The 13,440-nt window shown below is 59.2% G+C and carries 11 protein-coding genes; 7 read left to right on the top strand and 4 right to left on the bottom strand.

The annotated features are described in order from the left end of the window. Positions 1–52: 52 nt before the first annotated feature. The 3 genes from SJY10_RS00120 to SJY10_RS00130 form a co-directional block, all read right to left on the bottom strand. Positions 53–1,567, bottom strand: coding sequence for an AMP-binding protein (locus SJY10_RS00120; protein ID WP_386678998.1), 1,515 nt, complete (start codon positions 1,565–1,567; stop codon positions 53–55). Positions 1,568–1,730: 163 nt separating this feature from the next. After that, positions 1,731–2,474: a pseudouridine synthase gene (locus tag SJY10_RS00125; protein ID WP_386678999.1), complete on the bottom strand. Its 744-nt coding sequence runs from the start codon at positions 2,472–2,474 to the stop codon at positions 1,731–1,733. A 114-nt stretch (positions 2,475–2,588) separates the two neighbouring features. Further along, a complete protein-coding gene (locus SJY10_RS00130; RefSeq protein ID WP_386679000.1) occupies positions 2,589–3,389 on the bottom strand; it encodes a sulfotransferase family protein in 801 nt (266 codons plus the stop codon). A 175-nt stretch (positions 3,390–3,564) separates the two neighbouring features. Between SJY10_RS00130 and SJY10_RS00135 the strand changes: the two genes are divergently transcribed. From SJY10_RS00135 to SJY10_RS00155, 5 genes are read left to right on the top strand one after another with little or no spacing between them, the layout of a single operon-like run. Then, on the top strand, positions 3,565–5,652 hold the full coding sequence (locus SJY10_RS00135; protein WP_386679001.1) for an HAD-IIB family hydrolase: 2,088 nt from the start codon (positions 3,565–3,567) through the stop codon (positions 5,650–5,652). Continuing rightward, the gene (locus SJY10_RS00140; protein WP_386679002.1) at positions 5,649–6,824 is read left to right on the top strand and encodes a glycosyltransferase; all 1,176 of its coding nucleotides are present in this window, start codon (positions 5,649–5,651) and stop codon (positions 6,822–6,824) included. Before SJY10_RS00135 ends, SJY10_RS00140 begins: the two co-directional genes overlap by 4 nt. 22 nt (positions 6,825–6,846) lie before the next feature. After that, positions 6,847–7,890: a glycosyltransferase family 2 protein gene (locus SJY10_RS00145; RefSeq protein ID WP_386679003.1), complete on the top strand. Its 1,044-nt coding sequence runs from the start codon at positions 6,847–6,849 to the stop codon at positions 7,888–7,890. After that, a complete protein-coding gene (locus SJY10_RS00150) occupies positions 7,887–9,035 on the top strand; it encodes a glycosyltransferase (protein WP_386679004.1) in 1,149 nt (382 codons plus the stop codon). The genes SJY10_RS00145 and SJY10_RS00150 overlap by 4 nt, the downstream gene beginning before the upstream one ends. Continuing rightward, the gene (locus SJY10_RS00155; RefSeq protein WP_386679005.1) at positions 9,028–9,762 is read left to right on the top strand and encodes a Crp/Fnr family transcriptional regulator; all 735 of its coding nucleotides are present in this window, start codon (positions 9,028–9,030) and stop codon (positions 9,760–9,762) included. The genes SJY10_RS00150 and SJY10_RS00155 overlap by 8 nt, the downstream gene beginning before the upstream one ends. A gap of 31 nt (positions 9,763–9,793) precedes the next feature. Here SJY10_RS00155 and SJY10_RS00160 read toward each other — a convergent pair whose 3' ends face one another. Continuing rightward, on the bottom strand, positions 9,794–10,750 hold the full coding sequence (locus tag SJY10_RS00160; protein ID WP_386679006.1) for a GlxA family transcriptional regulator: 957 nt from the start codon (positions 10,748–10,750) through the stop codon (positions 9,794–9,796). Positions 10,751–10,824: 74 nt separating this feature from the next. Here SJY10_RS00160 and SJY10_RS00165 point away from each other — a divergent pair, with 74 nt between their 5' ends. Both SJY10_RS00165 and SJY10_RS00170 read left to right on the top strand, forming a co-directional pair. Then, the gene (locus SJY10_RS00165) at positions 10,825–11,733 is read left to right on the top strand and encodes a 3-keto-5-aminohexanoate cleavage protein (protein WP_386679007.1); all 909 of its coding nucleotides are present in this window, start codon (positions 10,825–10,827) and stop codon (positions 11,731–11,733) included. Beyond that, positions 11,730–13,148: a carnitine 3-dehydrogenase gene (locus SJY10_RS00170; RefSeq protein WP_386679008.1), complete on the top strand. Its 1,419-nt coding sequence runs from the start codon at positions 11,730–11,732 to the stop codon at positions 13,146–13,148. Before SJY10_RS00165 ends, SJY10_RS00170 begins: the two co-directional genes overlap by 4 nt. The last annotated feature ends 292 nt before the right edge of the window (positions 13,149–13,440 follow it).

Here is a 13,440-nt window from a genome sequence, read left to right on the forward strand (position 1 = left end):
GCCTAAGCAGCGCGTTCACCTGCCGCTGGCTGGTTTGGGCATTATTCGCCTGCTAGGCTGTAAAGGTGTCGCGCAGCTGGTTCTTTTGGACCTTGCCCATTGTGTTGCGCGGTAGCGCGGCAAGGATTTGAATGTGCCGAGGTTGTTTGTAGGGTGCCAGTTGCGATGCAATCATTTGTTTGATCCCATCCGGCGTCACCTGCGCGCCGGGTTCCAGCACAACGGCGACGGCAACACTTTCGCCAAAGTCAGCGTCCGGGACGCCGAAGGCCGCGCTTTCCACCACGCCAGCGATGTCGTCGATCACCCCTTCGATTTCCTTGGGATAGATGTTGTATCCACCAGAGATGATAATGTCCTTTGACCGGCCTACGATCGAGACATAGCCGTCATCGTCGATCTGGCCGATATCGCCTGTGATGAACCAGCCGTCGGCGCGCATATCGGCGGCGGTTTTTTCCGGCATTTGCCAATAGCCCTTGAACAGGTTCGGGCCGCGCACTTCGATACCTGCGGGGTCGCCCTTTGTCGGCGGGGTGCCGTCAGGGTTCGCAAGGCGCAGTTCAACGCCCGGCAGGGGCAGACCCACGGTGCCCGGTTTGCGCTGTCCGGTATAGGGGTTCGAGGTATTCATGCAGGTTTCGGTCATCCCATAGCGTTCCAGCACGGTATGTCCGGTGCGTTGTTCCCATTTCAGATGCGTATCCAGCAACATCGGGGCAGAGCCGGACACAAACAGGCGCATCCCGGCGCAGGCGGTTTTCGTCAATCCCGGCTGATCCAGCAGGCGGGTGTAAAAGGTCGGCACGCCCATCAAGGCGGTCGCACGCGGAAAATCTGCCAGAACGGCGGCTGCGTCAAAGTTGGGGTGCAGAATGATCGCGCTTCCGGCCAATAGCGTGACGTTGATTGCCACGAACAGGCCGTGTGTGTGGAACACGGGTAAGGCGTGGATCAGCACATCCTTATTTGTGAATTGCCACAGTTCGCACAACGTCGCCGCATTCGACGTCAGATTGCCATGAGTCAGCATCGCGCCCTTGCTACGCCCTGTCGTACCAGAGGTGTAAAGAAATGCGGCCAGATCGTCCTTTGTCCGTGCGACAGCCTGCGTCAGCGGGATTGCGGTAGCGGCGGCATCGGGCAGGGTGCCAGCGCCGTTTGCATCCAGTGTCAGAACGTGACTGACCCCGGCGTCCCGCGCCACGGGTGTCATGATGTCAAGCTTTGCCGGGTCGCAGATAAACACGCGCGGGGCGGCGTCGTTCAGGAAATAGGATACTTCTGCGGCGGGATAGCCGGTGTTCAACGGAAGATGTATCGCACCGGCCAGCACTGTGCCAAGATAGCAGGCAAGACCCGCGACTGACTTTTCAACCTGCATCGCGACCCGGTCACCGGGTGTCACGCCAAGCGCAATCAGCGCACCCGCCATCGCCTCTGCCTTTGTCCAAAGCGTGTCATAGGTCGTGACCTGTCCGGTGCCGGCGTCAATCGCAAACGGCGCGTCGCCCTGTTCAATCGAAGCTGCGCGCAGGGCGGCGGCAAGGCAGTTTGCGCTGTACATGGTGTGTCCCTCGTATCGTAGCGAATAACCTGCGCGGCGGGCAGGCCGCCATAGCATCGTCTGCTGCTGCGCAATCTTTGCGGTTTGGTGCGTGGGTATCAAGTATAGTTCGCCTGCCGGGGCAGCGACGTTTTGCTGTGTGTTTTGCTGCTGTCCAAACCGATCACGCCGACTGGGCTGTGATAAATGCGACTTGCGCGGCAGACAGGACAGACCACTGACCCGCTGCCAGATCTTCGGGCAAGGACAGGGCGCCGAAACTTTCGCGGTGCAGGTCCGTCACATGGTTTCCCGCTGCCGCAAACATGCGCCTGACCTGATGGTAGCGTCCTTCGGTAATGGTCAAAAGCGCCTCTTTGTCTGACATGGCGACAAGGTCTGCAGGCTCCAGCGGCTTTTCCTCTCCGTTCAGCATCAGGCTGCCGGATGCGAACAGCTCACCCTCTGTGCCGGACAGCGGGCGGTCTAGGCGGACACGGTAGGTTTTGCTGACGTGGTGTTTCGGACTGGTCAGGCGGTGCAGAAGATCGCCGTCGTCGGTCAGCAGCAAAAGGCCGGAGGTTTCCTTGTCGAGCCGGCCAATCGACGAGATCAGTGGATTACGCCGCCGCCAGCGCGGCGGAAGAAGATCATAAACCAAGGTGCCATCTTCTTTGTGGGAACACGTCGCGCCAAGCGGCTTGTGCATCAGGATGACGACACCGGGCAGCGGATCCAGCAGTTCGCCGGCGATCTGCAAACGGTCCGGCAGATTGGCGCTGATGGCTATCCGCTTGCTGACATCATGGACCGGTGCCCCGTCCAGACGAAGCTGACCTGCCTTACCCATGGCAGATATCTGGTTACGAGAGCCGTACCCCATTGATGATAACAGCTTGTCCACCCGCGAGGTCAGGATTTTCGCCATATCACAGGTTCCATATTCACTAGGATGCATCAGGGACAGCGGATGCGGTTGTTGTAAAAGGATGAAGCAGCATAGGCACCGGTGCAAGCCCCGCCGCCTATGCTGGTATCAGGATCAGTCTTGGCTGCTATATGCTTGCGCGACACCTTCACGGATATCGCGCAAGGGGTGGCGTGGTGCAAATTGCCATGCCGTATCGGTGTTGCAGTGCGGGCCGTATCCCCAGATCGCGGCACGGCTGGCCTGGTTGGCCGACATATCTGGCGGGTTGGGATAATCGGCGTTTCCGTCGCGAATGACGTCATTGGTTCCGTCCGGCGCGGTTGTATCCAGAAAGGCCGCCAGCCCGGCGCGGACCTGCGCCGGACGGCGCACCAGATCTTCGTACCGGATGACAGTGACGGCATGCAGATAGGACATATCCGTCAGGGCAAGATCATGAGCGTCCAGCCAGTGGTCGATCAACGCGGGGACTGGGGTGTCGACCCATTTGGCGACAGCCGCCGCAACGGCCTGCGGGTGGCGCAGAACGACGATGAAATGGGCCATCGGAAATAACTGTTGCAAAAGCCGCATGCGGATCAGGTTGACTGGTGACTTTTCCACGCGCCACCGGCATTGCGGCGGATACCAAGGCGACCAGTCCTGTTCCAGGCGGATGCGGGTGTCCAACCGGTTGAGGGGATGGTCTTCGGTCATGTGCTGGGCAGGATCAGTGGCAAAGTGCATGGGAATGCCGCTGCGCGCATGATGCGGGATTGCGCCTTGCAAATATGCGCCTTCGTTTTCAGGCACAGCGGCATGTGAAATCGCACCTGCGCCCGGGAATTCAGAAACGATGCGAGACACCAGACTCGTGCCGGACCGATGCAATCCGCAGACGAAGACATAGCGGTAGTCGGACCCGTGGTGCATCGCATTCAATCTTTCGGTCTTAACAAATATTAACGTCTGCATAGCGGTTTGCAATGCAACCCTAGATAATCATTAGCATAAAACATTAGCGCCGACAGCAGAGTTTGCGGCATTGCTTTATGCGGCTGGAACCGGGGGGAGGGGGGGACGTTATCGATCCGTAAGAGGATTGCACATGAACATTTTCCATCTGGCATTAGGCGGCTGTCTGACCGCCCCGCACGTGAAATATGGTCTGACCGAGGATACGGGCGGTCATATCGCCTATATCTTAGGTGCCGCAACGGCGCAGGCCGCGCGGGACGATGTGACTTCTGTAACTATCGTAACGCGGGCTTTCGATGATCCGTCGCTTGGGCTTGATCACGCCAAGCTGTATCAGAAGGTCGGTAAAAAATTCGTCATCCGGCGGCTGCGCACAATAAACGATGCGTATTTGTCAAAGGAAAAGCTTGCCGCTGAACTGACGGACTTGAAAGTGGCCTTTCTGGATATGATCGCGGGGCTGGAGGTGCGGCCGGATGTGATCCACGCCCATTTTGCCGATGCGGCCCTGATGGCGGCAGCTGCAAAGGAACGTTTTGGCATTCCATTCATCTATACGCCGCATTCGCTGGCAATCGACAAACTGACCCATCTGAAAACGGCTGCCGGACCGCTGCTGTCTGCGCGGATTGCACAGGAAGGCGCAGGGTTGCTGAAGGCCGACGCAATTGTCGTTTCTTCGCGGGACGAGGCGGAACGTCAGGTGTCAGCCTATGGGCTGGAAGTCGATGGCAAGGTGCACCGTGTCTGGCCGGGCGTCGATCAGACAAGCGGTTTGCATGCAACGGACTCTGCGGCACGTGTGCTGCTAGACCAAGACCTTGATCAGGTTGATCGTCCTCTGATCCTGGCAATAGCACGGCCTGTGGCGCGGAAAAACCTGCAGCAACTTGCCCGGACCTATGCGGCCAGTCCGGCATTGCAGGAACGGGCCAATCTGGTGATTGTTGCAGGCCAGCATGGTCCGGGTGTGACCGAAAGCGATGAAACGGCGGCCGTCTGGCAAGATCTTAACGCGATTTTATCAGCACCGCATCTGCGGGGGCGTGTTTCGCTTCCGGCGTCTCACGCGCCACAGGATATTGCATCGCTTTACACCTTGGCGCGCCGGACGCGCGGGCTGTTCGTCAACCTCGCGTTCCATGAACCATTCGGGCTAACCCTGCTGGAAGCGGCAAGTCACGGCGTGCCTGTGGTGGCAGGTGATCGCGGGGGGCCGCTTGATATTCTGGCGCGTACCGGTCACGGCGTAACCCTTGATCCGACAGATTCCGCCGTGATCGAGGCGGGCTTGTTGAATTTATTGACTAACGCAGATGCGTGGGATCAACATGCACAGGCTGCGCTGGACAACATCAGCCTGTTTGACTGGTCCGCCTGGGCCGATCAGGTCGCTATAATCTGTGCGGATCTGATTGCCCCCAAACGCGCGCCGCGGCGCCCCGCCTATATTCTGGGAAGTGATATCGATCATACGCTGACCGGATCGGCACGTGCCGCGGCCAGGTTTGCAGCATGGCATCAGCGCCGGACAGGCTTGTTCGCAGTGGCGACAGGCCGGTCCATCGTTGAAGCGCGCCGGGTTTTGCGCGAATGGTCCTTGCCGGTTCCCGATGTGTTTATCACCGCGGTCGGGACAGAAATCCACCGCAGTCAGCCCAAAGGCGGCTGGACCTTGGATGCAGGGTATGCGGCATTGCTGGATCGTGACTGGAACCCCGATATCATCCGCGACTGCATCAATACCGCGGGCATGGACTGGCAGTCCGATATTGAACAGCGGCGTTGGAAGTTTGGCTGTTTTGGCAACGCCGCTGACGCGGACAGGCTGCGCTTTGTGTTGCGGGATGCCGGGATGACAGCACGGGTTGTTCTATCTCATGGGCGGTTGATTGATGTGCTGCCGCGGCGCGGCGGCAAAGGCAGGGCGCTTGCCTATCTTGCGCAAAGCTATGGTCTGACGGCCGCCGATGTGATCGCTGCGGGCGACAGCGGAAACGATGTCGATATGTTGCTGGCCTGCGGTCGGGGCATCGTTGTCGGTAACGCGCTACCCGAAATCGCGGATCTGCGCGGATCGCCGCAGCTATATCATGCCCGCGCGGATTTCGCCGAAGGTGTGCTGGAAGGGTTGGCTGCCTTCGGGCTGGCGGAAACGAAAAGCGCGGTCCAGCCAAGATTGCGAACGGCCGCACCGGTTTTGCAGGTGGCATCATGACCGCCCCGCTACGCGCACTTACTCCGGCGGCCCCGATTGGCTATTTTGTGCACCATCAGGGCCGCGGTCATGCCGAACGTTGTGCGGCAGTCGTCAACGCGCTGCCGGCCCATCGTCCTGTGACGATCTTTTGCGCCCGTGATGATATTTTCCCGCCCCTGCGGGCGGGCGTAGAAATCGTGGTGATCCCGTCACTGTTCGAGCCGACAGGTGCCGAAGCTGCGCAGGATTTTACCGCGCAGCCTGATACGCTGCATTGTGCGCCATTGGGGTGGCCGGGCATCCGGCAGGCCATGGGCACGATGGCGGCCTGGTTCATGACCGCGAACCCTGCGCTGATGATTTCCGATGTATCGGCTGAAGTCGCCCAGCTGGCGCGGATCTGTTCGGTGCCCCACGTCAAGGTGCTGCAGCACGGACAGCGGACCGATCCCGGCCACCGCGCAGCCTATGACGGTGCGGCGGGACTTCTGGTTCCAAGCGCTGCCTGTCTGGCCCAGGACGACTGGGACGACGCGATGCGGGCAAAGACCTTTTTCGCTGGTGGTCTTGGGGTCGATACCGCTTTGCAAAGCCGTGCCGACGCACGAAAGCGGCTGGAAATCCAGCCCGACAAGGATGTGGTTCTGGTGCTGTCGGGCGGTGGCGGTACGGGGTTTCCGTCAGCGCCCATCGCGGTTGGCGCGCGTGCGGCGACAGACAGTCTGTGGCTGACTGTTGGCAAAATCGCGCGGGACTGGCACGCGACCGAACCTTCAAACCTGCGCCATGACGGCTGGGTCGACAATGTTGCGGATTATATTGCAGCTGCCGATTGCATCGTCGCCTCGACAGGGAACACGACGTGTCAACATGTGTTGGCGGCGGGTAAGCCCTGGGTTGCCGTGCCGGAGTGGCGCTATTTCGATGAACAGGTCGAAAAGGCGCGTGTCCTGCAAAAAGCCGGGGTCGCCCACGCGGTGCCGGGCCTGCCATCCAGCGTCCAGCAATGGCGCGCGGCCATCGCTGCCGCAAGAGGCAGTCACGACCCGGCCCGCCAGCGTGCCTGCGTGACCGAAGGGGCCGCGAATCTGACGGCTGCCTGGCTAGAAAATCTGATCCTGCGCCTTTGGCCGCAAGGTGCGACCCCCATCCCGACTGAAAGCCGTCCGCCCGCGCGGGCTGAAGCATAATTGAAATTTTAGGAGCAAGAACATGACCACACGTTTGCCTGCCGTCGATGCGCCCGTTTCTGTCCTGACCCTGGCCCGCGGCCGCGCGGCGCATTTACACAACGTGGTGCTAGGTTTGTCGCGCCAGACCCGCCAGCCGCAAGAGTTGATTATCGGGGTGATGCAGGACGATCCCTATACCGATCTGCCACCAACATCCTTTCCTGTCCGGCAGGTCATGATCGGCGGCGACAACCTTCCGCTGGCCCGGGCGCGTAACCGTGTTGCTGCTGAAGCCGCGGGGGATATGCTGATTTTTCTGGATGTAGACTGCATTCCCGCGCCCCGCCTTGTCGCCGATTACGCGGCGCAGATGGCCGAAGCCGATGGTCTGCACATGGGCGAGGTTATGTATTTGCCGGACGGCGCCGCGGCCGAAGGATGGCGCTATGCCGATTTTGACGATGTCGCAGTGCGTCATTCCGATCGCCAGGGTCCGCCCGACGAAGCGCGCCGCGCCTGCAATGACTATCGCTGCTTCTGGTCGCTGAATTTTGCCATGTCCCGCGCTGATTGGGACCGGTCCGGCGGGTTTGATGAACGCTTTGAAGGATATGGCGGCGAGGATACGGACTTTGGCCGCACTTTGGCAGAGATCGGTTTGCCGATCTGGTGGGTGCGCGGGGCGAAGGTGTATCATCAGTATCACGATCACTGCATGCCGCCGATCCATCACGTCGCCTCTGTCATTCGCAATAGCGAGCTTTTCGCCAGCAAATGGGGCCACCGCACGATGGAACATTGGCTGAATGCCTTTCGCATGATGGGCCTGATCGAGAATTGCCGCACCGGCCTGCGCATCCTGCGCGAACCCAATGAGGCGGACTTTGCCCTGTGCCGCCAAGGCAAAGACATGCCCTATGCCGCCACTGGCCGCGTGATCCGCATTTTAGAAGATCGCCAGCGCATGCAGCAGGGGCTGGCCCCGTCCGATGCACCCATGGCGGAACGTCTGGCGCGCATGAACCGGGCGGAGGAGGATCTTTTGTATCCGGCGCACGCCGCCGCCAGCGTAGCGGCCGAATGATGCGTATTGCGGTTGTATCCCATGTGCGACACCCTATCGCGCCCCCATTCATGGGCGGGATGGAGGCGCATTCCTGGCACCTTGTTGCCGCGCTGGCACAGGCCGGGCACGATGTGACACTTTTCGCCAGCGGCGACAGTGCGGATGCGTTGCCTCAGGGCGTCAAGCTGTTCCCGATCTTGCCAGAGCATTACGACAGCCGGTATCCTTGGCATGCCTATCACGGCACGGACACCTTGAATGCCCATGTCGATGCCGGATTTGCCCGCGCGGCGCAGGCGTTGATCGACGGAAAATTCGATGTCATCCACAACAACTCGCTACATCGCTACCCGCCGCGTTTGGCGCGGGTGCATCGCATCCCAATGGTGACATCGCTGCACATTCCACCTTTCGATGCGCTGCGCCGGGCCGTGCATGAAAGCGCAGCGCCGTGGTCGCGTTTTACAGTGACCTCTCATCGGCAATTGCGGATCTGGTGGCCTGATGGCCATCCGGTAGAGGCATCCGTCGCCTACAACGGAATCGATACCGCGCAGTGGCCTTATCGGCCCGGCGGTGATGGCTCTGCCATATGGGCTGGGCGGATTACGGAAACCAAGGGGACCCACCTGGCCGTTCAGGCCGCCCGCATGGCCGGGGTGCCGCTGACAATTTATGGTACGATCGAGAATGCGGATTATTTCGATAGCAGCGTCAGGCCTTTCCTAGATGATACCATCCGCTATGGCGGGCACTTGCAGGGTTACGATCTGGCTGCGGCTTACGGTGCGGCATCCGTCCTGCTGTTCACGCCCTGCTGGGAAGAACCCTTTGGCCTTGCGGCGATAGAGGCGATGGCGACGGGGCTTCCGGTCGCCGCGATTGACAACGGGGCCGCAAAAGAAGTGATCGGGCCTGCCGGTATTTTTGCCGCATCGGACCGGCTGCCAGATTTGGCCACAGCGCTGCGGCGCGCGATGCTGATTGACCCGGCCTTGCCTTTCCAGCGGGTCATGGAGCGCTATACCGTCGCCAATATGATCAGGAATTATGAAACCAGCTATGCCCGGGCGATTGCCGGCTTGGGTCGCAGTGATGTGCCTAACGTGACCTTTCCGCCGATAGAGCTGAAGCTGGGGACACCCATACGCGAACATGCTTGAAAGACAGAAAAACACGCCGCTGCCGCAGATCGGCATGATGCGCCAGTTATCCGCGCCGCACTGGGCACAGTTGGAGCCGGGTTTCACCACCTTGCGCCACTGTGCCGCTGGTGAGGTGATCAGCGAGCGCGGGCAGCCGCTGGATCACAGCCTGTTACTGATCGACGGCATTGTCGGCCGGCGGATACAGGTCGGCCGCAAGCATGGCGCGCGGCATCACCTTGTTGCCCTGCAGGTGCCGGGCGACTTTGTCGACCTGCATGCCTATCCGCTAAAGGTGCTGGACCATGACATCATTGCCATTACCGATGTGCAGATGGCGGCCATCACGCATGACCGCGTCAAAACGATCATTGATGGCGATCCAGAGTTTACCCGTCAAATCTGGTCGCTGACCCTTGTCGATGCGGCGATCCACCGGCACTGGGCCCTGCGCAATGGCACGATGCGGGCGCTGCAGCGGGTCGCAAACCTGTTTGCGGAACTGATTGCGCGGATGGATGCGGGCGGCGCAGCTGTAGATGGCCGCTATCATCTGAACCTGTCGCAGCCGCATATCGGGGATGCCTGCGGGTTAAGCGGTGTGCATATCAACCGCGTGCTGCGATCATTGCGTGAAGCGAACTGCTGCACCTACATCAAGGGAGAGTTGATCGTGCAGGACCGTGAGGCGCTATATGCGGTCGCGGCTTTCGATCCTGATTATCTGTATCTGCCGGCGTCATAACCGTTGCTGAATGCCGCCCTTTTTTGGAGCTTCAATTGCCGGATGAAATGCGCAGGGCAACCGGTGTGATTCCGAACTGCTGTTTAAAGGCGCGGGTCATTGCACTTGCGTTTTCATACCCGCAGCGCGTTGTAATTTCCGCCATGGACAGATCTGTATTTTCAACAAGACTGCGCACGGCGACCAGACGCCTGTAGCGATAGACCTTGCCCGGCGTAGTGCCGAGGTTTTCGACAAAGCGGCGGTGCAGGTTCTTGACCGAGCTTCCGAGGCGATCTGCCATGTCGGGGATCGTCAGCGGATCTTCGATGTTCTGGTCCATAATGACAAGCGCACGCAGAACTAGCTTTGAACGGATCGACTCCTTCTCCATATCACCGAAGGGTTGACTGGTTTCGTGCAGAAATAGTGCGGCAACATCCAGCCTTACGCCTTCCCCGCATTGGTGTCCGATAAGGTGAAGCGCCAGATCGAATGACGCCATGGCACCGCCGCAGGTAATGCGGTCGCGGTCGATGATATAGCGGTCCTTGCGCGCGTCGATATGAGCGAATGTTTCGGTAAAGCTATCAAAGACGTCGCTATGAATTGTGGCCTTTCGCCCGTCAAGCTGGCCTGCCGCCGCCAGAAGCCAAGCCCCCGTGTCCAGCCCGACGACACATCTGGCATTGCTGCAAAGCGCGCGCAGCTTTGACAGGTTTTCGGAAGTGCTAAGTTTTTTGTGTCTATAGCCGGAAGTCACCATTATGAAGTCACAGGGCGGTTGATCTGCTGTCGCCGGATCGGTCTGGACAAGCATGTTGCTAGACGATCGCACCAGCCCGCCGGGCAAAGAAAAAAGCCGCCATTGATAAATGTGTCGCCCGATAATCGTGTTGGCTGCGCGGTAAGGTTCAAGCGTGTTGGCCAAACAGTGATTGGAAAAGCCGTCAAATAGTAGAACGTCGATACGCACCACATCAGGCAGTTTAATTGTCCATTTAGGCATATTTCTGTCTATTTCTGCACAGCGCTGAATGTGCTGTACTTATAGGATTTGAATATGACTTGAAAGGAACGCCTATGCCGCTGCAAATGAACCGCGATGTTTTCATTACCTGCGCTGTCACGGGGTCTGGCAGCAGCCAGGACCGATCCCCGCATGTGCCGCGCAGTCCCGAACAGATCGCTGCGTCGGCGATTGCGGCGGCCAAGGCGGGGGCTTCCATTGTTCACTGTCATGTGCGCGATCCTGACACCGGTGTGCCGTCGCGTGATCTTGCGCTTTATCGCGAATTGACCGAACGGATCCGTGACGCCGATGTTGATGTGGTGCTGAACCTGACTGCGGGCATGGGTGGCGATATGGTGTTCGGGCCCCCCTCTGCCCCGCTGCCGCTGCATGCGGCAACGGATATGGTCAGCGCCGAAGAGCGCCTTGTGCATATAGAGGACTGTCTGCCGGAAATCTGCACCCTTGATTGCGGTACGATGAATTTCGCCGAGGCAGACTACGTGATGACCAACACGCCTGGCATGTTGACCGCGATGGGCGCCCGGATGGAACAGCTGGGGGTCAAGCCAGAGATTGAAGCCTTTGATACCGGTCATCTTTGGTATGCTAGGCAATTGGTCAAAGATGGCGTGCTGTCGTCGCCTGCCCTGGTGCAACTGTGTATGGGTGTCCCCTGGGGCGCGCCGAATGATCTGAATACATTCATGGCGATGGTCAACAACGTCCCGGATGATTGGCATTGGTCGGCTTTTTCCATCGGACGCGATCAGATGGCCTATGTCGCGGCTGCCGTTTTGGCGGGAGGCAACGTGCGTGTCGGGTTAGAAGATAACCTGTGGCTGGCAAAAGGTGAGCTGGCCACGAACGAAGCGCTTGTTGGCCGCGCGGCGGGGATCATTACCGCGATGGGCGGCACCTTAATGGGGCCGGATGCGGTCCGTGCGAAACTTGGCCTGAGGAAGCGAGCACCGAAATGAACAAGATTGCAGCGATTATTGGCGGCGGTGTGATTGGCGGGGGCTGGGCAGCGCGGTTTGCCTTGTCCGGATGGGACGTTGCAATTTTTGACCCTGATCCGGAAGCGGCGCGCAAGATCGATGCCGTAATGGCGAACGCCCGGCGATCCTTGCCCGCCTTGTCAGACGTGGCCTTGCCGCTTGAGGGTCAGATCCGGTTCGTCCCGACCTTGGCCGAGGCTGTCACAGACGCAGACTGGATACAGGAAAGCGCGCCGGAGCGGCTTGAAATAAAACACCGGATATTAAAAGAGATACAGTCCCATTGCCGCGCAGACGCGCTGATCGGCTCGTCCACCTCTGGTTTCAAGCCGTCAGAGCTGCAGCAAGGCGCGCTGCGCGCGGACCAGATCTTTGTCGCGCATCCGTTCAACCCGGTTTATCTGCTGCCATTGGTCGAATTGGTTGGCAACGATCAGGCAACGGCGCGCGCCGCGGATATTCTGACCCAAATCGGTATGAAGCCGTTGACGGTGCGCAAGGAAATCGATGCGCATATCGCGGACCGTTTGCTGGAAGCGGTCTGGCGAGAGGCGCTGTGGCTGGTCAAGGACGGGATTGCCACCACGGCAGAGATTGATGACGCCATCCGATTTGGTTTCGGTTTGCGCTGGGGGCAGATGGGTCTGTTCGAAACCTATCGTGTCGCCGGAGGTGAAGCGGGAATGGCTCATTTCATCGCGCAATTCGGACCCTGCCTGCAGTGGCCTTGGACGAAATTGACCGATGTGCCGGAATTGACAGATGAACTAGTTCAGACCATTGCAGGTCAGTCCGATGCGCAATCCGGCCGTCACAACATCAGAGAGCTGGAGCGTATTCGCGACGACAATCTGGTATCCATGATGCGATCGCTAAAGGGCCGCAACTGGGGCGCGGGTGCCTTGCTGAACGAACACGATACACGCCTTAGCGCGGCGGCGACGCCTGACTTGGCGAAGCCTATCATCAGTGTTGATCGCGTCATTCCGGTCGATTGGTCCGATTATAACGGGCATATGAACGAAAGCCGCTATGGTCAGGTCTGGTCCGACGCTGCCGATACGGTGATGCGCCTGATTGGCGCGGATGCGAATTACGTTGCGTCAAGACTAAGTTATTTCACGGTCGATACGCACACGAAATTTATTAACGAATGCCACGTTGGTGATGCGATTACTGTGTCCACGCAAATTCTGGAAGGCGCAGGAAAGAAGGTGCGGCTGTTTCATGAGATGAAAAACGGATCGGGCGCAGTCATGGCAAGTTGCACCCAATTGCTGATCCATGTCAGTCTTGAGACGCGTAAATCATGTGATCCGGCGCCGAAGGTATTGGAAAACCTTCGCAATATTATGGCGTTACAGGCCCCTTTGCATCCAGAAAGTGCAACGTGAAGCGTTCGCATTAATCTGAATGACGATTGACCGCGTCCCCCGATATCCAAGTGAAAAGTGTGACGAACGGCACCGGTAGCCGGACAGGTGGACGCCGATTGCATAGTAGTTCGCGACCCAGCCGGCTGTTTTTGGTGCAGGTCACCTGATAGCGGCACCCAAACTGTTAATAATTTTGCCACACTGCGCCCATTGTTCCCCTTGAGAGAGAACCCTCACCTCGCGCAAAGGTGAAATATGGAGTATTCGGAACCTGGCGTTTTGCAGCCTGCGGTAAGCGGCGTGCCTTCAA

The sequence above is a fragment of the Loktanella sp. R86503 genome, assembly GCF_042466455.1.
Taxonomy (GTDB): Bacteria; Pseudomonadota; Alphaproteobacteria; order Rhodobacterales; family Rhodobacteraceae; genus Loktanella.